The organism is uncultured Rummeliibacillus sp. (assembly GCF_934216135.1).
Classification (GTDB): domain Bacteria; phylum Bacillota; class Bacilli; order Bacillales_A; family Planococcaceae; genus Rummeliibacillus.
This window is the reverse complement of record NZ_CAKQBI010000006.1, coordinates 115248-138235: the sequence shown is the minus strand read 5'-3', so window position 1 is coordinate 138235 and position 22988 is coordinate 115248. Positions and strand designations below refer to the sequence as shown.

Sequence of the window (22988 nt, the reverse complement as noted above, 5' to 3'; positions counted from 1 at the left end):
CCTATGCTCCCTTCGTTCTACGTTGACGGAAGAAAATATAAGCAAAAACCGGCGCGCCAATAAAGGATGTTATAACACCGATAGGTAATTCTGTTGGTGCAATGATTATACGGGCAACCAAGTCACATACAATCAGTAATGATGCTCCATTGATAAAAGATAATGGTAATAGATGACGATGATCTGCACCAAATAGTAATCTAGTCATATGTGGGACAACTAGTCCGATAAAGCCAATCGTTCCTGAAACCGCGACCGCCGAACCAGTTAACATTGAACCCCCAAGTAGAAGCATAAGTTTACTTCTTTTCACATTAACACCTAAATACTTTGCCCTCTCTTCTCCAAACAACATAGCATTTAGCTCACGGCGATTAAACCATAACATCAATGCCCCTATAAGGATGAATGGCCATACCATCTTCACATAAGGCCACCCACGCATCGATACGCTTCCCATCAACCAACTAATTATTTGTCGAAGTTCTTCTCCTGTTAGCGCAATCATTAATGATATAACAGCGCTTAAAAATGAACTCATGATTATTCCTGTTAAAATAAGTGTTTCCATCTTCATCGTACGATCAACTAATTTAGCAAATCCAATCACTGCAAATAGAGATAGCATTGCTCCTACCATGCTAAATGTAGGTAAAGTGAATATCCCTAAAATAGGGGCTGAAATATTGAAAAAAAGCGTCATCACTGCACCTACTGAGGCACCTGATGACACTCCTAACGTATATGGATCAGCAAGTGGATTTTTTAATAAGCCTTGAAAAGCAGCACCTGCAATTGCTAATGCTGCTCCAACAAGTCCAGCCAATAAAACACGTGGCATACGAATATTCCATAAAATATTTGTTGCCATTTCATCAGCTTCTGTATCCCATAACGTACTTAGTGGTACCTTTACAGAACCTACAGATATACCGAGCCATATACTCAGTAACAAGATGAATATGGCTACAATATACCCCACTACTATTTTCCTCATTTAAATACCTCTGGATAAACTGCTTTAGCTATTTCTTCTAGACCATCAGCAAGGCGAGGGCCTGTCCGAGCTGTTAAATCTTGATTCACTTGTACAACTGCGTCATTTTTGACTGCTGTAATACTATTGAATCCTTGACGTTTTTTTACTTTTTCTACGATATTCGGAACATAATCTTCCATTACAATCATTGTATCTGGATTACGTTTAACAATTTGCTCTGAATCGATTTTAAACCAACCTGATTGATCATCTACAACATTTTTGATATTTGCTAGGTCTAAGATTTCTTGCATAAATGTATCCTTACCTGCTGTATAAATTTCCGGTTCATCTGAAGTTTCTACAAAAACAGAACGTTGTTTCACATTTGCTACTTTATCTTGAACTTCTTGTACTTTTGCTTTCATATCTTCAACAATTTGATCTGCTTTTTGCCCTTTGTCTGTAATTTGGCCAATTTGTTCGATCGTGTTATATGTTTCTTCAAAGTTTGTTGCATTTTTTACTACAAAAACAGTAATTCCTGCATCTTTTAGTTGTTGTAATCCTGCCTCTACTGATTTGGCATTGGATTCATGGGCAAACACTACATCTGGTTTTAAACTTAGTATTTTCTCAATATCATATTCCATGCCGCCCACTTTTTCCTTTTTAGTAGCAGCTTCTGGATAGTTATCGTTATCAGTTACACCTACAATTTTGTCGTCTAAACCTAGCGCAAATAATATTTCTGTATTACTAGGGACTAAAGAAACTATCTTTTTAGGGGCTTCTTTAAATTCCACATTGTTACCGAGTGCATCTTTTACCATCATTGGATATGTAGACGTATTTTTTGTTGTTTGCGTAGAATTTGTTTTGTCACTAGATGATTTTTGCGAATCTCCTTGTCCACATCCTACAAGTAAAGCAAATACCATTGTGAGCATTATTGCTAATTGCCATATTCTTTTCATTGATCGAAGTGCCTCCTTCAGCAAAATAAAAAGCCTCTCTATTTTTTCGAGAGGCATCATGAATCCAGTAAATATTAAATATACTGGCACCCATCCTATCCTCGTAGTTAAACTGGTGTCTTTAAATACGGCAGGTATCCTGGCTTGTGTTCAACGCTTCTCGTGCCTTCCCGAAAATTTTTCAGTGGCAATTATACGAGTTACTCACACTTACAGTGGCGGGACCGCATCGGATTTTCACCGATTTCCCTTTTCACTTAACATTTTACCGAATGTTAAGAACCGTACTTTTTTAACTATTGAATTGTCTATCATTATACCGAATATTTTGTTTTTATGGAAGGTACCTTAAAATAATTAAAGTTTTACGGAATAGTTTTGACCTGTTGAGTGGGGGTATAATTCTTATGAGTTGTGCTAATTGGTGCCTGAGTTGTGCTAAACAGGGCGCGAGTTTCCTAACTTTATACTCTCGGTAATTTTATACTTGAAGCTATGTATCTCTTATTTTTTCTTTCGATTGAGTAATTTTAGTAGATGGAGCTTACATGTCCCCTAATTCTTTCCTACGTAAAAAAGCTAAGCAAAATAAAAGGACATCGCATATTTTCACACAAAATATACGATGCCCTTGCTTATTTTTTGAGATTCGGGCCTTCCAGCGCTTATCGGGAGCCCACAGGATATGGGTCAGATAGCCGTTGCGACACGATGTCGCGCTTTTAGGCTATCTTCCTCTTAGCGAGCGCGTTCAGCAATTAAATTATCCAGCTTCTGCGGCTAGTCCCTCGAGTCACAACGCTTTCTCGGTCGAAAACTGAAATGACGTTTTCGATTCGAAAGCTTTTGTGATTTTCGGGTCTGAGCAAGCCGCCTCAGCATTTAATTTTATCCAGCTTCTCGCGCCAGCCCCTCGAGGTCGCTTCAGTCCCTCGGTCAAAAGCTGAAAACATGCTTTTGATTCGGGCCTTCCAGCGCTTGTCGGGGCTAAACGGACGCGTTCAGCATTTAACTTTATCCGGCTTCGGGCGCTAGCTGCTCGAGTCGCTTCGGTCTCTCGGTCGAAAGCTGAAAACATGCTTTCGATTCGAGCCCTCCAGCGCTTGTCGCAGCTGAACGAGCGCCCTCAGCACTTAATATTACATTTTTTCTGGTGCTGATACGCCTATTAGTTTTAGTGCGTTTGCTAATGTTGTACGTACTGCTGTGATTAATGCGATACGTGCTTCAGAGCGTTCTTTGTTTTCTTCATCTAAAACTTTTTCTGCATTATAGAAACTGTGGAATGTTGCAGCAAGTTCTTGGATGTAGTTAGCGATACGGTGTGGCGCACGTACACGAGCAGCATCCGCTACGACTTGTGGGAAGTCTCCAACTTTTTTCAATACTTCAATGTCTTTTTCAGATGATAATGTATCAAGATGTTCAGTTGAAGCTGCAAAGCCTTTTTCTGATGCTTGACGTAAGATTGAGCAAATACGTGCATGTGCATATTGTGCATAGTACACTGGGTTTTCGTTTGATTGTTTTACAGCTAAGTCTAAATCAAAGTCTAAATGAGTATCGCCTGCACGCATTGCAAAGTTATAACGAACAGCATCTAAACCTACTTCTTCTACAAGTTCGCGAAGAGTTACTGCGTTACCAGTACGTTTAGACATTTTAACTTTTTCACCATCACGTAGAAGGTTTACCATTTGAATTACTTCTACTTCTAATGTATCACGATCATAACCAAGTGCTTCGATAGCCGCTTTCATACGTGGAATGTAACCGTGGTGGTCAGCTCCCCAAATGTTGATAAGCTTATCGAAACCACGACGTAATTTATCTTCGTGATATGCGATATCAGGAGTTAAATATGTGTAAGAACCATCAGTTTTGATCAATACGCGGTCTTTGTCATCACCAAATGTAGTAGAACGGAACCATGTTGCGCCGTCTTGTTCAAATACATGACCGTTTTCTTTTAGTTTTTGTAATGCAGTTTGAACTTTTCCTTCTTTGTATAAAGAAGTTTCAGAGAACCAAACATCAAAATCTACACGGAAGTCTTTTAAGTCTTTTTGAAGTTTACCGAATTCATGTTTCAATCCATGTTCACGGAAGAATTCAAAACGTTCTTCATCAGATTTTTCTAATACGTCTTTACCGTATTCAGCAGAAAGTTCTTTTGCAATGATAATGATATCTTTACCATGGTAGCCATCTTCAGGCATATCAAAATCTAAACCTAGCGCTTCACGATAACGCGCTTCTAGAGATTTTGCTAATTTTGTGATTTGGTTACCTGCATCATTAATGTAATATTCACGTGATACATTGAATCCTGCGAAATCTAAAACATTACATAAAGAATCACCAACAGAAGCACCACGAGCGTGACCTAAGTGAAGGTCACCAGTTGGGTTAGCAGAGACGAATTCTACTTGAACTTTTTCACCTTTACCGGCATCTGTACGTCCATAGTTAGAACCTTGTTCAAGAACTGTTGTCACTACTTCAGCTAAGTAATCTTTGCGTAAAATAATATTCATAAAACCAGGTCCTGCAATATCAATTTTTTCAATATTTGTGCCTTCAGTTTCAAGATTTTCTAAAATTGCTTCAGCAATTGCACGAGGTGGTTTTTTTGCTAATTTTGTTAGTTGCATCGCAATATTCGTTGCGTAGTCGCCGTTTTCTTTGTTTCTTGGTGTTTCTAAATGGATGTTCAAAGCATTTGTATCCTCTACAAGATTTGCTTTTTGGATTGCTGCTACAAGTGCTTCTTTAATAGATTGTTGAACTTGTTCTACTGCGTTCATTTGTTTCCCTCCGTATAGTTCAGTTCTAAACAATAGTCTCCGACAGATTGTTCACCGATTATTAGTTCATATTGCAAATAAAATCGACCGTTTTGAATAGTTTCGGACGGTTCAAATTTCATTTCTTTCGTTTTTGTTACAATAGGTAATTGACCATATTCACTATTATAATGACCTCTTCTTACTTGTCCAAGTACAAAAGGCATTCGCATTTTCACATCACCATTACGCATAATAATGGCATCTTCTTGGCCAAAACGAAGAGTCGTATTCATACGTTGATCTTCTTGTATTTCCTCGTATTGCAAATAGATTTGATCATTCTTTTGCATTATTTTCCCTTCAGACCACAATTCAAATTTCTCAGTTTCTGTGCCTGGTTGGATAATCGTTGTTATGATTTTTATTTTTACGGGTGCTGTCAATACATCTGACATTTTAAGACGCCTCCGTTTTCCGTTTAATATAACCTTCTTATTATAGGATAGGAATATACCTATTTTCAAGATACAACATGAATATAGGACATTTTTGTGATTATACGATTTACTCACGAGTGTTTTCGCTCACTCTCGATACTATTCCAATAGAAAACAATTTCCTAATGAATATAAAACTCTAAACCAGACATTTACCCACATCTCTCAAATAATGATATGGATGCAAACTTCTAATTTTTCGACAAAATTAGTGTTTTTCCTTCGTTTAGTTTATCTAAAGACTTCACATACTAGATTCATCAATGTGAAAGGAAGCGATTAGATGAACCGAGCTGAACATCAACGGCAACGGAAAAGAAAACAACGTCTAAAGAAAATCGTCATTTGGGTTATCGTATGTGGCTCAGCAGTTACATCTGCCCTGTTATCACTTCGAATATATGCGCAAATTACAGGTGCGCCTTCCTTGACGGTTCCAAAAGCAACTGTTTTCTTAGATGCAGATGGAGCACAATTAGGAGATAAATTTGCACAACAGCGTCGATATTGGGTAGATCTAGATGAGATTTCTCCTTTTGTAACGAAGGCGCTTATTGCCACGGAGGACCAAGACTTTTATAGCCATAACGGATTTGACTATACACGAATTGCCGGTGCCTTATTTAAGGATATAAAGGCAATGAAAAAAGTCGAGGGTGCTAGCACAATTACACAACAATATGCTAGAAACTTATATCTATCACATGATAAAACATGGTTAAGAAAAATAAATGAAGCATTATATGCCTATCGCTTAGAAACTTTTTATAGTAAAGATCAAATATTAGAAGGCTATTTAAATACCGTATATTTTGGTCACGGAATGTATGGTGTAGAGGCTGCAAGTAGATATTATTTTGCAAAATCAGCAAAAGATCTAACTCTTCCAGAGGCTGCATCGTTAATAGCAATTCCAAAAGGTCCAAGTATCTATTCGCCTCTTGCAAATGAAGAAAAAAATCATGATAGACAGCAACTTATTCTAGCACTTATGCAGAAACAAAATATAATTACTAAAGAGGCTAAAGAACGAGCACAACAAACAAGACTCTCCTTCAAATATGATGAATGGGATAGTGGAAAAACAAGCGCACCGTACTTTATCGATACAGTATGGGCAGAAGCACAGAAAATATTAGAAAAGAATGGACGTAGTATTGAAGAGGGAGGATGGACAATTCAAACAACGTTAAATACTTCCCATCAAAAAGCTGCAGAAGAAGCAATTGAAAAGAATTTACCTAATTCAGGTTTACAAGTTGGCTTTATTAGTATGGATCCAAAGACTGGATACATTACAGCATTAGTCGGTGGTAGTCAGTATGCAAAAAGTCCATTTAACCGTGTGACCCAAGCTAAGAGACAACCAGGCTCAGCCATTAAACCATTCTTATATGCAACTGCATTAGAGGCTAATTTTTCGCCTTTAACATTTATGGATGCAGAAAAAACAATTTTCACTTATGATGGTGGACGTTCTGAATATGAACCTAAAAATGTGAATGGAAAGTATGCTAACCATCCACTATCATTGGCACAAGCACTTGCGATATCCGATAATATATATGCTGTAAAAACATATGAAGAAATCGGTTATCGTAAATTCAAACAAATGTTAGATCGCTTTGGTATAGGTGAAACTTTACAAAATACACCTTCTGTAGCATTAGGTACAACTGAAGTAACACTAAAAAATATAACATCAGCTTATAATACGATTGCTGCAGGTGGTGTTAAGAGAACACCTATTTCAGTACTCTCTATAAAAGATTCAGATGGAAAAGTTCTTTACAAAGTGAAAAAACAAAGAGGATCTAAGAGAGTATTGAAGAAAGACGATAATTTTATCTTGACTCAACTAATGACAGGTATGTTCGACCCAGTATTTAATGATTATGCACCGGCAACAGGTATTAGCATTAGAAACAAACAAACACGCCCGTATGCAGCAAAATCAGGTACCACTCTCACCGATCAAATGATGATAGGATTCTCCCCTACATTAACTGCTGGTGTTTGGAATGGTTACGATCAAGGAAAGCAAATGACAAGTGAAGCGGATAGCCGTGCGACTAAACAAATTTGGATAGACTTTATGGAAAGTGCTCACAAAGATTTACCTAGTGAACCGTTCATAGCACCTAATGGAGTAGAAGCAGCTATCGTTGATGTTGAAACTGGTGGTATAGCAACAAAAAGCTGTAGCAGACAACGTCTTGTTTATGTAAAGAAAAAGGATGTACCCAAGAAAAAATGTACAGATCCTTCTATTGTAAAAGATTTGACAAGAGAAACAGACGATTCGTGGAGCCTTTTCCCTTTTTCTCTTTTTGAATAATATATTTTAAACTGACTCGCATTGTTTTTAAGGTTTGTTAAACCTAAAACAATGCGAGTTTTTTTATGCACTAAAAAACTTTCATTCCAATGAAGTCCGTTATCCATTGGAATGAAAGCCTCTTCGCTTACTAAAGTATAAGAATTATTAAGCATTAAGCTTGGTCCATACAAAATGCCAAATAATACTCATTTAAAAGTCAATAAGCATTTGTCCTAGCTTACTTTACTTTTGTAAGCTTTACCTTCAGTTTATCGTCTTTCCATGTCAGTTTCAACCATGATATTGAAAACACTTAGGAAATGTCACAGATTTTTCAATTTTTGGTTTCCTAAAATCCTAAATCAGTGTGTAATTGAGTATCACTGTTTTCCCACATTTCTTTATTGAAATTCTTCAAGAATTCCCCTAAAACGTGTTTTGATGAATCATCCATATGTTCTACAATGATATGTCTTTTCATCGATTTGTCCATTTTATTGACATGGTCTGCAAGAATTTTATAACCACGGCGTTTTTCACGATTAACAACCATTTCACATGCTGTTACACCTGCATAATATGCGCCTTCTGGTTTTTGCTCAATTGTCACCCAAACTAACCAATATGGTTTTCCGCCCTCTGAATCAGCTCGATCAGTGGTGAATTTTATGCCCTTTTCTACTGCACTTCGAGCATGCATGGCCCCAATATCAACTTCAGCCGTTTTTTCTTCAATATCAATAATAACAGGTGATACATTTTCAAGTGATAGAGTTCCAATACCAAACCCTTTGTGACCGTCAGTCGGATTGTTTTTTATAATGGTAAATTCCATTTTTTTTGGTTTTTCTTCATTTGTCATACGCTAAATCCCTCCGTTCTGTTATTATAACGAATATACACTATATTTTACATGAGGAGGACTTAGAATGCCTGTAGTAACGATTAAAATGATTGAAGGACGTACTGACGAACAAAAACACAATCTAGTCGAAAAAGTGACCGATGCTATTTCAGAAACGGTTAATGCCCCTAAAGAAAATATTACAATTATTATTGAAGAAATGAAAAAAGAACATTATGCAATCGGTGGCGTTCGTAAAAGCGAACAGTAATATAAAAAAGTGTATTCGGTAGAAAAGTCGAATACACTTTTTGTGATTTAATATTAGTTCACTTTAAATGTTGAGAGCATGTCAATTAGTTCGAAGGCGTCCTTTATTTCTTGTTCTGTAAAATTCAGTTTTCCCTTTACAACATGGACTTTCTCGATTTGCTCTTCTCTTGATAATTCTCCAAAGTATAATAGTGTTGATACCAATTCCAAAAATCTCGCACTTTTACTATTCAAAATATGAACAACTTCGTTTAAATTTTGTTGTTCTTCACATAAAGCTTTTGAAAAATCTATCCCCTTATCTGTTACTTCATAACAATATTGAACATAGGATCCCTTGTCTTCCATTTGTTCAGTTAAAAAGCCCATTGTACATAGTTCCTCAACACGTAATGTAAGTTCTTCTGAATACGGTCCATAAATATGGAAATGATATTTTTCATGGAATGGAAATTGCATCTTCTTAGCTATATAAACCATCTTCTGTAACTTTTTGCGACCAGTGACTTGTCCTGCTAATGACACGAATTGTACGACTTTAGCATGTTCTTCTAGCACGATTTTCTCCTTTCGAGAAGGCTTATCCTCTCAACACATTTAGTATTTGTTTTCGTAATGTTTTTTGTTTCCCGTTTTGCAATAATGCATCTTCAGGAAAATACAGTTTGTGATCTGATCTACGTTTACCTGATATAGCATCTACTATTTGAGAACAACGTGATAATTCTTTTATCTCTCCATTTGGCATTAATAATTGAATCGGTACACGTTCCTCTTCTTCACCAGGGCGATAGAAATCATATGGTAAGTCAGAAATAGAATCATGTACTAAGTAATATTTTGGGTTAATGCCTACTTGGATAAACAAATCCTCTAAATCTCTTAGTTTTTGATACTCATTTGCCGGATCAAATTCGATATATTTGAATAACTTTCTATTAATAAAGCGGCGACTCAAATCACTTAATATAGGATCCTTTTCTTTTGTCCACATTTGAAAATACGTTAACAATATACTTTCATCTAAAGATATATAATCTTCCAACTCTATCTGGTTATTGAAAAACGCGATAAATGGCGTAGGTTCTTGTAAAAATTGATAGTTTTCTTTACTTAACTCTTTTGCGCGATGCAAGATTTTCGTTAAAATAACTTCAGCACTTCTGGAAACAGGGTGGAAATAGACTTGCCAATACATTTGATAGCGACTCATAATATAGTCTTCTACTGCATGCATACCACTAGATTTAATCACTACTTGGTCTTCTTGAGGCCTCATAACGCGAAGTATTCTTTCCATATCGAAGTGCCCATAACTAACACCTGTAAAATACGCATCTCTTTGTAAGTAATCCATGCGATCTGCATCGATTTGGCTTGAAATCATACTAACCACTTGTTTGTTTACATACGTTTTAGCTATAACATCCGAAACTTTCTGAGGAAAGTCTGGTGCCACGCGAGTTAATACTTCGTTTACTTCTGTGTCACCTTTGATAATAGCTCTAGTAAATGCTTCATGGTCTAAGTCAAAAACATGTTCAAATGCATGCGAAAATGGGCCGTGACCCAAATCGTGCAATAAAGCTGCACAAAGTACAACGAGGCGTTCGCCTTCATCCCATTCTGGTCTACCCTTGAACACATCATCGACCATCCGACGTACAATTTCATAAACTCCTAAAGAGTGGCTAAAGCGGCTATGCTCTGCACCGTGAAACACCAAATACGTCGTTCCTAGCTGTTTAATACGGCGTAACCGTTGGAACTCCCTAGTACCGATTAAATCCCAAATCACTTGATCTCGTACATGTATATAGCGATGCACCGGGTCTTTGAATACTTTCTCTTCAGCTAACTTTTTTGTCGCATAACTCAATTTAAGCACCTCCACTAACCCTGTTTTAAAGTTCTTGCATACCTTTTATATTTCAACATTATAAACGAAAAAACCACCTTATTAAAAGGTGGAAAAAGTCGTATAAAAGAAAAATTTATGATACTTTTTTATTCTAATTTCGCGAAAAATCAAGATACTTCTAAGTAGTACCTTATTTTTCTTGATAACTTTCTGGTAATTTCTTTTGTGATTTTAATTTTGCGATAATTTTGGGCATTAATTCATCTTCCGTATGAGCTGCACATGGACGATTATTTACAATAGTAAATGTTTTCCGAAGTCCAGGTCCGCAATAAGATTGGCATTTAATATCTATCGTCGCATCTGGATCAATTTCTTTAAGCTTAGGAATTAATGTTTTTAAATTAACGGCCTGACATTCATCGCAAACACGAAATTCGTTTGCCATTTTGTCTACAACCCTTTCTATATCTCAATTTTAAGTCTATGTAATAGTGTAGCGTATTTTCTATCTTTCATTCAAGACATAATACTCATAAAGCGTTTACAAGTTTATGAATAAAAAATATAAAAACTGTCTAGGCTAATCCTATGAATCAAATAGGAGGTTTTAAATCAATGAAAACAAGACAAGATGCTTGGTTACCAGAAAATGATGAATTATTAGCAGAAGCTGTTTTACGCCATGTAAAAGAAGGAAGTACACAACTCACTGCTTTCGAAGAAGCTGGAGATGCACTAAACCGCACTGCTGCGGCTTGCGGCTTTCGCTGGAATGCAGTAGTACGAAAAAACTATGAGAAAGAACTAGCTTCTGCTAAAAAAGAGAGAAAGGAAAGAATGCGCATTTATGGTACTTCTGCTAGAAGAAGAACTGCTGGACTATATCTGCTGCCAAATGAAAAGCATAATGAAGTGACGCGTTCAATTCCACTTTCTGCAATGTCAATCGACCTTGTTATTGCATATCTAATGCGTTTACAACAAAGTGACTTCCATGATGAAGAAGTGACAAGATGGCGTCATCTAGCAAATATAGCAAATGAAAAAGCTTCACAATTAGAAAAAGAAGTATTGCGATTAGAAAAGGAGCATCGTAATATGAAAAAAGATTACGACCAATTTATGCAAGTGATGAACCGTGCAAGACGTTTAATGACTCTAGGCACAGAAGATGAACATATCGCACCTGTATTTACGATGGAGCGAAATGGTAATCTCGTTAAAAAAGAAGATTCTTCAGTAGGTGTCGAAGAATAGTATTTAAAAAGCCTGATTGTTATTGTTGAAAAATAGCAATCAGGCTTTTTCTAAATTTCCCAGGAAATCGACAGAATAGGAAATTAAATTATAAATGTCTTTAACGTTTTGACAACATCGATTGATTTCTGTCGAGAACTCTCTTCAAATAGAATGTATACAATTCCATTTCATCTTCTTGTAATGTTCCCATTTTCACTTCATCACTTAAAGTAACTAGCAAACTCTGCAAGTCTATAGTTGTTTGTTGTACAGTCAATGTTTCATCTACTAATTCGTTTAAAGAAGCCATTACTTCTGGTTTAATATCTGGATATTTAAACTTTGTTTCTGCTCCTTGCAAACTAATGTCATAGAAATCACGGACAAGCTTTGCTCTTTCGACTCCGCTTCCTTCAATACATAGATAAATTTGTACAGCAATCCCTTGACGTAAACGGCGTTGGGAAATCCCTGCAAATTTCTTACCATTAATACTTAAATCATAGGAGCCTGGGCAATAAGAACCCACAATTTCATATGCTTCTATCTTATCTGCAACTTTTGGAAATAACCTTTTGATCAGCGAAACCATAATATCATAGCCAGTATTAATATCTATTTTTTCCTCTTTCTCAGATAAAACCATTGAAATATTCAATACACCTGGATCTAATACAACAGCCAAGCCACCTGAATTTCGAACGATTGGTTTAAATCCTCTATCTTTTAATAATGCCATTCCTTCCTGAACATGTGGCAAGCGATGATCTTGAATCCCAAGTACAACCGATTGATCGTGTACCCACGTCCGAATTGTTGCTGGGGATAAACCTTGTCCAACTAATTGGCATAGTGTATCATCGGCAGCAAATGATTCTAATGGTGAACGTCCTTTACCACTAACCGATTGATCCCAAAAACGCCATACTGATTGTTGTAAATAATCTTTCATAGTCAATTCTCCCGAAATTGTTTTATATACCCTATAAGCATACATGATTTTAACGAATAACTCATGTCAAAATGGTGAAACCGAAGCGTTCTACATAGACCTCTCAAGCATTTATGTTAAAATTAACGTGAATGATTCTCAATAAGAAGGAGTGTCCACGATTATGATCGAAGCAGCACAAACACTAGATGGTTGGTACGTATTACATGATTTCCGTTCAATTGACTGGGCTTCATGGAAATTAGTTTCCGAAGAAGAACGTAAAGCAGCCGTTGATGAATTCATCAACTATCTAGAAAAAATTAACGAAGCAGATATTGCTAAAACAGGTAGCCATGCTTTCTACTCTATCTTAGGTCAAAAAGCAGACTTCGTGTTAATGACATTACGCGAAACAATGGAAGAACTACAAGATCTTGAAAACGAATTCAACAAATTAGCAATAGCTGATTTTACAATTCCAACTTACTCATATGTATCTGTAGTTGAACTTTCTAACTACTTAGCAAGCAAAAAAGCTGGAGATGAACCAGCTGAAGATCCATATCAAAATCCTCATGTACGTGCACGTTTATACCCTGAGCTTCCACGTTGGGAACATATTTGTTTCTATCCAATGGACAAACGTCGTCAAAAAGGCGCTAACTGGTACATGATGGAGATGGATGCACGTCGCGAATTAATGCGTTCTCACGGTTTAATCGGTCGTAGTTATGCTGGTAAAGTTAAACAAATTATTTCTGGTTCTATCGGTTTTGATGACCATGAATGGGGCGTTACATTATTTGCTCATGATGTTCTTGAATTTAAAAAACTTATTTACGAAATGCGCTTTGATGAAGTTTCAGCTCGTTATGCAGACTTCGGCGAATTCTTCGTTGGTAACATCATGGATAATGATAAATTAGTTAAGTACTTAGCTGTAAAATAAAAAAATTCCCGCTCTTTCTAGAATAAGAAGAGCGGGTTTTTTTAATATGCGAAACGGTTATCCAATTCCGATAGTTTTTCAATTATTTTTTCTTCTCGCAACGAATCGTTTTCAATATTTTCATCTGCGTAATGTGACAGTAAGGGATGTTTTCCAATCATTACACTATGTTGGGCATTTTCGAACATACTGATATCATTAGCATCATTGCCAAATGCAATATACTTTCCTTTTTGAACGCCTAATTGTTGAAGGGCATTCCACTTATGAATACCACAAGGAGTAATCTCTAATATCCCCTCTTGGTGATGAGTTTGGATAATTACGTCTAATTTATCTAGCTTTTTTCTTAGCCCCATCATATTAAAAGAAGTTAGAATAGCAATTTTCACAACATGCTCTAATTTTCCTATTGGTTTATTTATAGCAAGCTTTTGAAGATCAAAGTTAGTTAAAATAGGATGATCTGCCGGACCTGTATAAGAATAATCCCAATCACCTTCGATTAAATAGGTAGCGTGGTATTCTTCCATTAAAATTTTTATCTTTTCTAAAGTAATATTATCAAATTCAGCGTTTTGTTTTATATCCCCATTCATACATATTAGTGAACCATTTCCTCCAACCATTTTGTAGCCATGGAATCTTTTATGTAGAATTGGCAATATATCACGAATTGGACGTGCAGATACAAATATAACTTCATGTCCTTTTTCCGTTAACTGTTCGAGACTGTTTAATATAGATTTAGTAACAGGCTTTCCTTCAAAACAAATCGTACCATCTAAATCGAAAACAAATTGCATATAAACAAACACTTCTTTCTGTTTTTTTACATAATCATCTTAATACTTTACTTAAAAGTATACGATTGTATTAATTGCATACGAAGGATGTGGCATGTATAAGATTATTTCCCTCCTTCCAATAAATTTATACAAATTTTCTGGTTCTTATTTTACCTAACTGTCATATATAAAGAAGAGGAGGTTATATAATGTCTGTTTTAGAGTAATGTCCAAAGAGCTTGATTTACTGCTCTAGTTATGTAGGTTACAGGTGATTATCCTACAAACTTTTATAGGCATCTAAAGACTGACATTATAAAGCACATGTTTTTTGTCTCCATCAGTAGATGATTGTCCACAAGTATAATATTCTGAAAGGAAGATGAAATGGTTCAATATTATTGGACACCAAATTATTCTGGCGGTACGCAATATCCTAGTGGTGCAGCCTTTCCTAGTGGCACCCCTCAACCTACTGCAGGTACGCCTGGAACAACAAACGTTTTTCCACAAAGAGAACAGTCCTATATCGAGAATATTCTCCGTTTAAATCGAGGAAAGCCTGGAAACTTTCACTTTTCTTTTGAACATGCGGTTGCTCCACAAGGAAATACCCTTAATATAAGAGGTGTTGTGGAAGCTGCAGGTCGAGATCATGTTATTTTACGTGAACTTAATACAAATCATCGATTCTTGATGCCTATGATTTACTTCGATTATGCAGAATTTGATGAGCAAATGAATTACTTCAATCAAAATCCATAGGCGTAAAAATGCCATATGCTATAAGCATATGGCATTTTTAGTTTTTAGAACTCAAGCTGCTTTTCGGCCGGCTTCGCTTTTATTTATCCAGCTCTGCCGGCTTGACCCTCGTGTCATTTCGGTCCCTCGGTCGAAAGTTGTAAAAATACTTTCGATTCGGGCCCTCCAATGCGCGTCGGGCCAGTTCGAGCCGGCTTCGCTTTTATAGTTTTGATGCAGTTAAGATTACCATTAGCCATGAGATTAGGAATAGGACGCCTCCAATTGGCGTAATGGCACCTAGAATTTTTATTTGAGTGATTGCTAGAACATATAGGCTTCCTGAGAAGATTATGACCCCTATGAACATAATAATTCCTGCGCGTGAAAGCATTGTGGTTGGTCCTAGAATACCTTTACTCATTAAAATACCAATTACGATTAAACCAATTGCATGGAACATTTGATATTGTACAGCCGTATCCCATATTGCTGCATAATGTTCTGTTAATACATCTTTTAATGCATGTGCACCAAAGGCACCAAAAGCAACTGCTAGAAGTGCATATACTGCACCTGCTATAATATTAAATTTCATCGTTGTACATTCCTTTCTAAAAGTCAAAAATTGAATCACCATTTGCATCGTCTTCTTGTAACTTGTTAACCATCAACGATGGGGAAACTTGTCCGGAAGTTTGCTGTGGTGATGGATTTACATTTGTCATCATCTTAGGAAAACTAGGACTAGATGGAAGTTTTGTCCCTTCCCTATGTAAAGCTACATCACATAATGCGCGAATGGCAGAAAGCTCCTCACGTATTTGTGCATCTGAAGTAGTAGATTGCGCTTGTGTTATATGCTTTGCTATTTCAGTGACAATTACTTCATAAGAAATCATTGTACTTTTCCCCCTGCTTTTTGCTCAAACTTTAAACAATCCAAGCCTGACGATTTTTTTACTACAATTGAAGGAATCGCTTTACTTTTGAATTGATAGGCACGACATCCTCTAGGATTGTGCTGATCCCAAGTGACAAAAAAGTGTTTACATTTAAAACAACTCTGTTGCATCTTGCGTCCCCTCTTCACTTGACTTTAAGAATGATTCGCCAAATTGAAAGTTTAAAAGACACTTTCGATCTGGTCCCTCTTTTAGTATCACTTTACCATGTTTATAGTTTTTGGTGTAGTGTGATTACTTATACTGTCATAGACTTTTCATCTATTTTGTTAAATCAAAGTCAATCGGTTCCATCCCCCATGCCACTAGTTGATTGTTGATTTTCGAATATGGGCGACTGCCAAAGAATCCTCTATAGGCACTCAAAGGACTTGGATGAGGTGCTTTAATAATAGCATGACGTGTCGTATCAATTAGTCGTTCTTTTTGTTGTGCTGGTCTTCCCCATAATACAAAGACAATAGGTTCGTTTCGTTGTGATAACTTTTGAATGACTGTGTCTGTAAACTGCTCCCATCCATGATCTTTATGTGAATGGGCTTGATGAGCACGGACGGTAAGCACTGTATTTAATAATAATACTCCTTGTTGAGCCCATTTGATCAACGTACCGTCTCTTGGAATATCATATCCGAGATCGTCATGTAGCTCCTTGAACATATTTTGTAAACTTGGTGGATGTGGTACACCGGGTTTAACTGAAAAACTCATTCCATGTGCTTGACCTGGTCCATGATAAGGATCTTGCCCTAAAATCACAACTTTTACTTTGGCATAAGGTGTATAACGAAAGGCACTCCACATATCTTCCATAGGTGGATAAACTGTTTTCGTAAAATATTCTTGCTTTAAAAACTCGCGTAATTGTAGATAATATGGTTTTTCAAACTCTGCTCCTAATACATCTTGCCAATCATTATCAAAAATAATCTTCGACATTTTTCTACTCCTTAAACTTCACTGTGACATGGTACCCAACTAAAGAGAACATTTCAGCTACTGATTTCTTAGCATTTCTTTCAGCAGTCTTCAGTACTCCCTGTGTCGTTGCCTCTTCAATCATCTGTTTTTTTGCAGCAGCGGCTAAATCATATGCTTCTGAAATATCCGGTTTACTTCGGAATAGTCCTTCACTTGAAAACACTTGTACTTTATCAAAGTCAATCTCTGGTTCACCTAATATTTCTGCTGAAGGTAATGTAATTGTAGCTGTCTTTTTCTTTTCATTAATCTCAATGCTTTTCCCCGATACATTTGAAAAATTGACTCCAGCCTTTACTCCCCCAGGAATAACGACAAGTAATTGTCTTTTGGTACCAGGTAAATCTATACCGATTTCCTTTCCAAATAGTTCGTTATTTTCACGTTCAATCATGACCTTTGTATAAGCTTCTGCAGTTGTTAATTCATTGAGGTTTTGAATACGCTCTACCAAAGCCCCCTTTTGTTCTGCAAAACTATTTCCTTGAATAAGTTTCCAAGTAGCAAAGGGTAAGATTAATACTGATAAGACTATTATGATTGCTGCCCACACATACCAATTTTTCAATAGGTGGATTAGTATCCTACTTTTAAAACGTACGCGAGAGCCTGATGCAACTTCCATAATCGTGGCTGCTTGTTGTTCACCCATATGAAAATCCTTTAGCACTTTTTCTAGCTCTTTGTTTGTTCTCATAGGCTTTCCTCTTTTCTTACCTTTATTATATCTTTCTATTAATATACTTTCTGTTATTGTAGCTAGAAAGTAGACTATTTGTCGAAATGTTAGGTTTCTCAAAAATGTTTCTTTTTTTTCCAAAATTCATTTACGATACTACTAAGGGAATGAACAGATTTTTTTGTAAATCCAACATGGTTTTAGTAAGACTGTTTAAATTTAATCTTACAATACATATCTTTATTGAATTCTACTGGAGGAATTTTAGATGAATTTTCAATGGAAAGAAAGACTTAAAAAAGTTTCAGATGTGACGACAAATGCAAAATATGTACCTGATAAAGTGAAGTCTATTGGGGTGCTGTTCTTTTATGTATTTGTTTTGATCATTGTGTTTGTTTTATTGTTTTTTGTCATTGGTTTATGCCAACAAAATCATTATATTGCGGCTATCATAGTTGCTATTATTAGTTGCAGTGGGATTTTCCTTTTGTGGAAAATCATTAGCGCTGATTCACTGGACAATGAGAAATATTAAATTGGCAACTCACTTATCTTCAATAAGTGAGAATAAAACTGACCACATCAAATTTATGATTTTTGACTATTTTCTTCTACTCAGTTTAGTCCCTATAATAAAGAATAATAGATATACACAATATCCCGCTTATGAAAAGGCGCAGGAAGGACAAACTATAACAACTGTTGTCCGAAAAATTTGATAACTATTTAAAGGAGTCCTCATTATGTCATTGAAAAAAACGTTAACAATTGCTGGTTCTGATGCATCAGGTGGTGCTGGTTTAGAAGCAGATTTAAAAACATTCCAAGAACACGGCACATATGGTATGGCTGCAGTGACTGTCATTGCAACAATGGATCCGGATAATAATTGGTCTCATGGAGTTTACACATTACCAATAGATGTCTTAAAAGCACAATTAAAAACTACTTTTTCAACAGGTATCGATGCACTTAAAACAGGTATGTTATCAACAGAAGAAGTGATTAAAACTTCTGGTGAAGCGATTAAAACTTCTGGTGTACAAAATGTTGTGATTGATCCAGTTATGGTATGTAAAGGTGAAGATGAAGTATTGAACCCTGGTAATGTCGATGCAATGATCACATACTTACTTCCTCTTGCTTTAGTAACAACTCCAAACCTATTTGAAGCAGGTCAATTAGCAGGTATGAAAACCCCAAAAAACATTGATGAAATGAAAGAAGCAGCTGAAAAAATTCATGCTCTTGGTGCGAAAAATATTGTCATCAAAGGTGGTCGATCAATCGATCCAACTAAAGCATTCGATTTATACTACGATGGTGAAAAACACTATTTACTAGAAACACCTAAAATCGATACTAGCTATAACCATGGCGCAGGTTGTACTTTTGCTGCCGCAGTTACAGCTAACCTAGCAAATGGACTTGATGTAAAAGCAGCAGTTATTGAAGCAAAAGAATTTGTTGCTGCTGCAATTACTCATGGTTGGAAATTGAACAAATTTGTAGGTCCTGTTATGCATGGTGCTAAAGGCGTTTATGGCGCACCAGAAATTACAGTAACTGAGATTTAATAGAATAAAACTAACGAAAAGAGCTTCCATTCCATTTTAAGGTTGGAAACTCTTTTACTTTATGATTGAACAAATTTCAATTATGCTTTTTTAATACCACTTTTTCAACTGAATTTTTCTTCTTCCCCATAAGTATATGGTGCTTAACAATAATCCGGCAGACATCAAAATTCCTGTTACTGCTGTCACCAAACATATCCATTCATATATTGAATAGTGTAAGATTTTTGACCACTTATAGCCATTATCCCATTCATTTACAACAAGGTTCATACCGAAAATTCCAGAAATAACTGAGAACATCGTTAAAATAAATAATAATTGGTTTTGTCTCTGGTCTGATGTTTTTTCTTGATTGACATATAGTGCATCCAATGTTTTTGCAACATCTCCAAATAACTCATCGATTTTGAATATACTGCGTAATCTTTTTGCCATTTCTCTACTAGACGAACGACTGCTAACTTCTTGAAAATAGAATTTAGATGAAAATATTGTTATTTGCTTCATCAACTTTTCTATATACACTTCATCTGTTCTCCAAGAAAGCTCGCTATATCTAAAGGATAATTCTAATAATGTTAGTTTATAAAAATAATGTAACAACACATTATAATAATGAATGCCCATAAATCGAGCTCTAGCTTTTCTCCGCAATACTTCATCAGCTTGCTTAAAAACAATCGTTGTTTGCACATGCTCTGTTGTAATGTCGCATAACTTCGGCATATATCGGTTGTTAATCTTCGTTTGTAGATACTCTTTCATATGTTCCTTGTTACCTGAAGAGATATAAGGAAGACCATTTTCTGTAAAGCCATCTAATTGGCTTACCCGGTAAATTTGTTCGATTGATAATTCATCTTCATCTATCTCGATATATGACGAGACCAGCATTCTTTCATCTTCAAAAAAAGGTAAACTACCATAGTAACCGTTACGAATTTCATCATGAATAATATACGGTTGAATTTCTGGACAAAGATACATCATAAAAAGATCATTTACAGTATGAAAAGTATAAGACGAAACAAAAAGCCTGACACCCTTTTCATCCAAAGCTTTCGGTTCTAATATACGGAAGTGATGCATAAAATCCAATGTTTCAGACAGCGAATAATTATCTTGTAATTCGACCCGTACTGTGGCAAATCCTACACCAAATGGACAAAGTATTACGTCTACGCTTAATATTTGAAAATGATAGTGACGATCATGGATGACCATTTCACCCTTTTTAGGAATAGCTTTTGAAAAGCGATGAAAAGCATGTTCATCGACGCTACTAGGAAATAGTCTGCGTTCTATGTATGGCAAAAAATTCTGATTGAGTGCGATATTCGAAATTTTAATATCTCCATAATAGGCAGATTCCTGTGTTTCGTCTTGCAAATCAAAAAATTTAAAGCCTTTTGCCAACAATTCTTCTGCCAACTTCTTATTATCTTTCTCAACAAATAAAAAAGGCATCATAGACGTCATCCATACTCTTGAAGTTTTACTTTCTTTATCTACACTTGGTAATGTGAAATTCACCCTACTCGCCTCCTTGACCTAGTATCCCCAAAGTTACTTTTTTTATAAACATAGGGAAAACAAAGCCTTTTAACGAGTTTTTTCTTTTAATAAAATCATTTTTTCTTTTAGTTGTTGCTGATTCCACGCAATAACATCTTCGGGAATATCCTTACGATTAGATAACTTCCTATCTAAAGATTTTGTAGCAACAGAAGCTCTTGAATATCCTTCGATCATAGCAGCGATAGATAAAATCACTAATGCGAAGCAAATTGCTGGACCTAATGGTAACCAAGGTGCACCTTGCAAGTAGCCGAAAGTTGAACCAAATAACCCCGCCCATTCAAAAGATATGGACATCGGTGGATCGCCGAACATTGGGCTGTAATTTACCTTTGTCCCACCCAAAAATAAATCTAACAAACCCAAATGTGCAAAAACTATTAGTGTCTCCACAATTTGTTGACCATATAAAACAAATAGTTTTTCTCGCAATTGAGGAAATAAGTGCTTTCGAATAATGCGAAACTTACTTGCCCCAAGTGTTCTAGATGCTAAAATATATTCCTTTTCGTATAATATGGCAGCCTCATTACCAATTAGCGAAGCAACTATTGGTACCGTCAACATAGCTAATATTACGACTTCAATGATAATTCTCTCCAGTAAAGAGTTACTAAAACCGTCTTGTGGCATCCACAGTACAGGCATTAAAGCTATATATGCAAAAATTGTCATAGGGATATAATGCACAGCATCAAATAATCCTGTTAAAAACGGACGGTATCTTTTTAAATAGGTAGCCATAAAAAAGCCCAGAGGTACTGCTATCAGCATACGGAACGCCGCTACTGCCATAGCTGCTAAAATTGTATACTTTCCGCCAATCATTAATTTGCCAAATTGGTCATATCCAAGCTGATTCGTCCCAAAAGGATATAACAAATTAGGCGAAATCGGTGGTGACTCAATAACCTTCCCGTTCTTTTCTATATATAATTGTTGTCTCGGTACATTCCCAAAGATCCATTCATATACAAAACTACCAATTAGAAAAAAAGCTAAAATACTAAATCCTATTATAAATAAAGGCTGTTTCCAAAAAGGCTTCATCATACTACTCCTCCCTTTTGCATCCGTCTAAGAAAATACCATTCCCCTAAACTATAAAAAATATATATTGGTATAAAGAAAGAAAAGATAGTTACTAACAACACGGTATGACTAAAGTTATGGATAAGAAAGTTCATAATCCCTGGTATATTAAACATTCTCTCTAAAATAAATAAATTGGATAACATGAACCACATCGTTTTTTTCGATTGAAAGAAAACACTAATAATTGCATTTCGAAACATATGTACAAAAAGAACAAATAATTTACTAAAGCCTAATGATCGTGCAAATTCAACATACATCGCCCTTTCTTCCGCTTCAAATGTTAACATGCTTAGCCGGTATAATTGGATCATTGGTAAAATCATTAAACATAACACAGGCAACCAATAAATTCGTTGATCACCAACTACAGCTACCTTTGAAATCAACGTGCCTGTATGCTGGTAAATATAAATAACCGATAATTGAGCTAGCATAATGATTAATATATCGGGTATTGATTCAAGAAAATAAAAAATCAATTTCACTTTTTGACGCATTTTCTGAGGAAGGGACATAGTTAAAAAAGTACCTAAAATTGCACATATAATTGCTGCTATTAAAGCAAGAAGAAGGATTTCAAAGGAATAGACAATACTATTAAAAACATACGGGTAAAAGGCTATTTCTCTTGTAAATTGTCCAAGTTGGTCAGAGATTATTAAATTACTAAGCGGCCATAAATCGAGTACTGAACTTTTTATAGCGTCTAAATAATAAGTAAAAGTAAATAAAAATGTATGACTTTGTACACCTTCTATTAAAATTGGTAATCCACTTATCAAAATAATCCCTATAATAGCGCAGATCAGTTGTAATAGACGATTAGAAAAATCCTTCATTTTTTACACCTCCAAAAACAAAAATTAAAAATAATCAGATAATTTTAATGATAGCATATGTTAATTCA

The 22988-nt window shown here is 35.8% G+C and carries 25 protein-coding genes and 1 riboswitch; of the genes, 7 read left to right on the top strand and 18 right to left on the bottom strand.

Going from position 1 to position 22988, the window contains the following annotated elements; genetic code table 11:
• Position 1: 1 nt before the first annotated feature.
• From Q0977_RS06040 to Q0977_RS06025, 4 genes are all read right to left on the bottom strand, one after another.
• The gene (locus Q0977_RS06040; RefSeq protein WP_119414056.1) at positions 2 to 997 is read right to left on the bottom strand and encodes an iron ABC transporter permease; all 996 of its coding nucleotides are present in this window, start codon (positions 995 to 997) and stop codon (positions 2 to 4) included.
• A complete protein-coding gene (locus Q0977_RS06035) occupies positions 994 to 1956 on the bottom strand; it encodes an ABC transporter substrate-binding protein (RefSeq protein WP_299511411.1) in 963 nt (320 codons plus the stop codon). Before Q0977_RS06035 ends, Q0977_RS06040 begins: the two co-directional genes overlap by 4 nt.
• A 111-nt stretch (positions 1957 to 2067) precedes the next feature.
• Positions 2068 to 2258: riboswitch (cobalamin riboswitch) on the bottom strand.
• An 837-nt stretch (positions 2259 to 3095) separates the two neighbouring features.
• A complete protein-coding gene (gene argS / locus Q0977_RS06030; protein ID WP_299511409.1) occupies positions 3096 to 4763 on the bottom strand; it encodes an arginine--tRNA ligase in 1668 nt (555 codons plus the stop codon).
• Positions 4760 to 5200, bottom strand: coding sequence for a DUF1934 domain-containing protein (locus Q0977_RS06025; RefSeq protein WP_299511406.1), 441 nt, complete (start codon positions 5198 to 5200; stop codon positions 4760 to 4762). The genes argS and Q0977_RS06025 overlap by 4 nt, the downstream gene beginning before the upstream one ends.
• Positions 5201 to 5525: 325 nt before the next feature.
• On the opposite strand from Q0977_RS06025, the gene Q0977_RS06020 reads away from it, so the two are divergent.
• Positions 5526 to 7580, top strand: a complete 2055-nt coding sequence (locus Q0977_RS06020; RefSeq protein ID WP_299511403.1) for a transglycosylase domain-containing protein — start codon at positions 5526 to 5528, stop codon at positions 7578 to 7580.
• A 331-nt stretch (positions 7581 to 7911) separates the two neighbouring features.
• Here the strand turns inward: Q0977_RS06020 and Q0977_RS06015 are convergent, their stop codons facing one another.
• Positions 7912 to 8424: a YwhD family protein gene (locus Q0977_RS06015; protein ID WP_119414049.1), complete on the bottom strand. Its 513-nt coding sequence runs from the start codon at positions 8422 to 8424 to the stop codon at positions 7912 to 7914.
• Between the two features lie 67 nt (positions 8425 to 8491).
• On the opposite strand from Q0977_RS06015, the gene Q0977_RS06010 reads away from it, so the two are divergent.
• Entirely contained in the window at positions 8492 to 8677 is a 186-nt protein-coding gene (locus Q0977_RS06010) for a 2-hydroxymuconate tautomerase (protein WP_119414048.1), read from the top strand.
• 53 nt (positions 8678 to 8730) lie between these two features.
• Here the strand turns inward: Q0977_RS06010 and Q0977_RS06005 are convergent, their stop codons facing one another.
• From Q0977_RS06005 to Q0977_RS05995, 3 genes are all read right to left on the bottom strand, one after another.
• The gene (locus Q0977_RS06005; protein WP_119414047.1) at positions 8731 to 9237 is read right to left on the bottom strand and encodes a YwgA family protein; all 507 of its coding nucleotides are present in this window, start codon (positions 9235 to 9237) and stop codon (positions 8731 to 8733) included.
• A 22-nt stretch (positions 9238 to 9259) separates the two neighbouring features.
• Positions 9260 to 10558, bottom strand: coding sequence for an HD domain-containing protein (locus tag Q0977_RS06000; protein ID WP_124217474.1), 1299 nt, complete (start codon positions 10556 to 10558; stop codon positions 9260 to 9262).
• Positions 10559 to 10730: 172 nt separating this feature from the next.
• Entirely contained in the window at positions 10731 to 10988 is a 258-nt protein-coding gene (locus tag Q0977_RS05995; RefSeq protein WP_119414045.1) for a DUF1450 domain-containing protein, read from the bottom strand.
• 170 nt (positions 10989 to 11158) lie between these two features.
• Here Q0977_RS05995 and Q0977_RS05990 point away from each other — a divergent pair, with 170 nt between their 5' ends.
• Entirely contained in the window at positions 11159 to 11800 is a 642-nt protein-coding gene (locus Q0977_RS05990) for an RsfA family transcriptional regulator (RefSeq protein ID WP_124217695.1), read from the top strand.
• Positions 11801 to 11900: 100 nt separating this feature from the next.
• Here the strand turns inward: Q0977_RS05990 and Q0977_RS05985 are convergent, their stop codons facing one another.
• The gene (locus tag Q0977_RS05985) at positions 11901 to 12734 is read right to left on the bottom strand and encodes a lipoate--protein ligase family protein (protein WP_119414043.1); all 834 of its coding nucleotides are present in this window, start codon (positions 12732 to 12734) and stop codon (positions 11901 to 11903) included.
• Between the two features lie 163 nt (positions 12735 to 12897).
• On the opposite strand from Q0977_RS05985, the gene hemQ reads away from it, so the two are divergent.
• Positions 12898 to 13665 (top strand): hydrogen peroxide-dependent heme synthase, encoded by a 768-nt coding sequence (gene hemQ, locus Q0977_RS05980; protein ID WP_119414042.1) that lies wholly within the window; start codon positions 12898 to 12900, stop codon positions 13663 to 13665.
• Positions 13666 to 13706: 41 nt separating this feature from the next.
• On the opposite strand, the gene Q0977_RS05975 is transcribed toward hemQ, so the two are convergent.
• Positions 13707 to 14471 (bottom strand): HAD-IIB family hydrolase, encoded by a 765-nt coding sequence (locus tag Q0977_RS05975; protein ID WP_299511386.1) that lies wholly within the window; start codon positions 14469 to 14471, stop codon positions 13707 to 13709.
• A gap of 369 nt (positions 14472 to 14840) precedes the next feature.
• Here Q0977_RS05975 and gerQ point away from each other — a divergent pair, with 369 nt between their 5' ends.
• The gene (gene gerQ / locus Q0977_RS05970) at positions 14841 to 15218 is read left to right on the top strand and encodes a spore coat protein GerQ (protein ID WP_119414040.1); all 378 of its coding nucleotides are present in this window, start codon (positions 14841 to 14843) and stop codon (positions 15216 to 15218) included.
• Between the two features lie 202 nt (positions 15219 to 15420).
• On the opposite strand, the gene Q0977_RS05965 is transcribed toward gerQ, so the two are convergent.
• From Q0977_RS05965 to Q0977_RS05945, 5 genes are all read right to left on the bottom strand, one after another.
• On the bottom strand, positions 15421 to 15795 hold the full coding sequence (locus Q0977_RS05965; RefSeq protein ID WP_299511383.1) for a DUF423 domain-containing protein: 375 nt from the start codon (positions 15793 to 15795) through the stop codon (positions 15421 to 15423).
• Between the two features lie 16 nt (positions 15796 to 15811).
• A complete protein-coding gene (locus Q0977_RS05960) occupies positions 15812 to 16099 on the bottom strand; it encodes a YwdI family protein (RefSeq protein ID WP_119414039.1) in 288 nt (95 codons plus the stop codon).
• The gene (locus tag Q0977_RS05955) at positions 16096 to 16272 is read right to left on the bottom strand and encodes a uracil-DNA glycosylase (protein ID WP_124217697.1); all 177 of its coding nucleotides are present in this window, start codon (positions 16270 to 16272) and stop codon (positions 16096 to 16098) included. Before Q0977_RS05955 ends, Q0977_RS05960 begins: the two co-directional genes overlap by 4 nt.
• A gap of 151 nt (positions 16273 to 16423) precedes the next feature.
• Positions 16424 to 17101 (bottom strand): uracil-DNA glycosylase, encoded by a 678-nt coding sequence (locus Q0977_RS05950; protein ID WP_299511370.1) that lies wholly within the window; start codon positions 17099 to 17101, stop codon positions 16424 to 16426.
• A gap of 4 nt (positions 17102 to 17105) precedes the next feature.
• The gene (locus Q0977_RS05945; protein WP_124217698.1) at positions 17106 to 17840 is read right to left on the bottom strand and encodes a DUF4230 domain-containing protein; all 735 of its coding nucleotides are present in this window, start codon (positions 17838 to 17840) and stop codon (positions 17106 to 17108) included.
• Positions 17841 to 18090: 250 nt separating this feature from the next.
• Between Q0977_RS05945 and Q0977_RS05940 the strand changes: the two genes are divergently transcribed.
• Positions 18091 to 18360: a hypothetical protein gene (locus Q0977_RS05940; protein ID WP_299511360.1), complete on the top strand. Its 270-nt coding sequence runs from the start codon at positions 18091 to 18093 to the stop codon at positions 18358 to 18360.
• A gap of 208 nt (positions 18361 to 18568) precedes the next feature.
• Positions 18569 to 19402, top strand: coding sequence for a bifunctional hydroxymethylpyrimidine kinase/phosphomethylpyrimidine kinase (thiD, locus tag Q0977_RS05935; RefSeq protein ID WP_124217700.1), 834 nt, complete (start codon positions 18569 to 18571; stop codon positions 19400 to 19402).
• Between the two features lie 90 nt (positions 19403 to 19492).
• Here the strand turns inward: thiD and Q0977_RS05930 are convergent, their stop codons facing one another.
• The 3 genes from Q0977_RS05930 to Q0977_RS05920 all read right to left on the bottom strand — a co-directional run bounded on the left by Q0977_RS05930 (position 19493) and on the right by Q0977_RS05920 (position 22920).
• A complete protein-coding gene (locus Q0977_RS05930; protein ID WP_119414034.1) occupies positions 19493 to 20938 on the bottom strand; it encodes a hypothetical protein in 1446 nt (481 codons plus the stop codon).
• Positions 20939 to 21007: 69 nt separating this feature from the next.
• Positions 21008 to 22036 carry an ABC transporter permease gene (locus Q0977_RS05925; protein WP_299511356.1) on the bottom strand — a complete coding sequence of 343 codons (1029 nt, stop codon included), beginning with the start codon at positions 22034 to 22036 and terminating at the stop codon, positions 21008 to 21010.
• A complete protein-coding gene (locus tag Q0977_RS05920) occupies positions 22033 to 22920 on the bottom strand; it encodes an ABC transporter permease subunit (RefSeq protein ID WP_299511354.1) in 888 nt (295 codons plus the stop codon). Before Q0977_RS05920 ends, Q0977_RS05925 begins: the two co-directional genes overlap by 4 nt.
• Positions 22921 to 22988: the final 68 nt, after the last annotated feature.

What these genes read in the sequence shown, in the direction of transcription:
- Q0977_RS05960 (WP_119414039.1), bottom strand. Translation starts at nt 16,099, where the DNA reads ATGATTTCTTATGAAGTAATTGTCACTGAAATAGCAAAGCATATAACA.
- Q0977_RS06040 (WP_119414056.1), bottom strand. Translation starts at nt 997, where the DNA reads ATGAGGAAAATAGTAGTGGGGTATATTGTAGCCATATTCATCTTGTTA.
- Q0977_RS06015 (WP_119414049.1), bottom strand. Translation starts at nt 8,424, where the DNA reads ATGACAAATGAAGAAAAACCAAAAAAAATGGAATTTACCATTATAAAA.
- Q0977_RS05940 (WP_299511360.1), top strand. Translation starts at nt 18,091, where the DNA reads ATGAATTTTCAATGGAAAGAAAGACTTAAAAAAGTTTCAGATGTGACG.
- Q0977_RS05995 (WP_119414045.1), bottom strand. Translation starts at nt 10,988, where the DNA reads ATGGCAAACGAATTTCGTGTTTGCGATGAATGTCAGGCCGTTAATTTA.
- Q0977_RS06025 (WP_299511406.1), bottom strand. Translation starts at nt 5,200, where the DNA reads ATGTCAGATGTATTGACAGCACCCGTAAAAATAAAAATCATAACAACG.
- Q0977_RS05975 (WP_299511386.1), bottom strand. Translation starts at nt 14,471, where the DNA reads ATGCAATTTGTTTTCGATTTAGATGGTACGATTTGTTTTGAAGGAAAG.
- Q0977_RS05965 (WP_299511383.1), bottom strand. Translation starts at nt 15,795, where the DNA reads ATGAAATTTAATATTATAGCAGGTGCAGTATATGCACTTCTAGCAGTT.
- gerQ (WP_119414040.1), top strand. Translation starts at nt 14,841, where the DNA reads ATGGTTCAATATTATTGGACACCAAATTATTCTGGCGGTACGCAATAT.
- Q0977_RS06010 (WP_119414048.1), top strand. Translation starts at nt 8,492, where the DNA reads ATGCCTGTAGTAACGATTAAAATGATTGAAGGACGTACTGACGAACAA.
- argS (WP_299511409.1), bottom strand. Translation starts at nt 4,763, where the DNA reads ATGAACGCAGTAGAACAAGTTCAACAATCTATTAAAGAAGCACTTGTA.
- Q0977_RS05945 (WP_124217698.1), bottom strand. Translation starts at nt 17,840, where the DNA reads ATGAGAACAAACAAAGAGCTAGAAAAAGTGCTAAAGGATTTTCATATG.
- thiD (WP_124217700.1), top strand. Translation starts at nt 18,569, where the DNA reads ATGTCATTGAAAAAAACGTTAACAATTGCTGGTTCTGATGCATCAGGT.
- Q0977_RS06020 (WP_299511403.1), top strand. Translation starts at nt 5,526, where the DNA reads ATGAACCGAGCTGAACATCAACGGCAACGGAAAAGAAAACAACGTCTA.
- Q0977_RS06035 (WP_299511411.1), bottom strand. Translation starts at nt 1,956, where the DNA reads ATGAAAAGAATATGGCAATTAGCAATAATGCTCACAATGGTATTTGCT.
- hemQ (WP_119414042.1), top strand. Translation starts at nt 12,898, where the DNA reads ATGATCGAAGCAGCACAAACACTAGATGGTTGGTACGTATTACATGAT.
- Q0977_RS05920 (WP_299511354.1), bottom strand. Translation starts at nt 22,920, where the DNA reads ATGAAGGATTTTTCTAATCGTCTATTACAACTGATCTGCGCTATTATA.
- Q0977_RS05955 (WP_124217697.1), bottom strand. Translation starts at nt 16,272, where the DNA reads ATGCAACAGAGTTGTTTTAAATGTAAACACTTTTTTGTCACTTGGGAT.
- Q0977_RS05925 (WP_299511356.1), bottom strand. Translation starts at nt 22,036, where the DNA reads ATGATGAAGCCTTTTTGGAAACAGCCTTTATTTATAATAGGATTTAGT.
- Q0977_RS05990 (WP_124217695.1), top strand. Translation starts at nt 11,159, where the DNA reads ATGAAAACAAGACAAGATGCTTGGTTACCAGAAAATGATGAATTATTA.
- Q0977_RS05950 (WP_299511370.1), bottom strand. Translation starts at nt 17,101, where the DNA reads ATGTCGAAGATTATTTTTGATAATGATTGGCAAGATGTATTAGGAGCA.
- Q0977_RS05985 (WP_119414043.1), bottom strand. Translation starts at nt 12,734, where the DNA reads ATGAAAGATTATTTACAACAATCAGTATGGCGTTTTTGGGATCAATCG.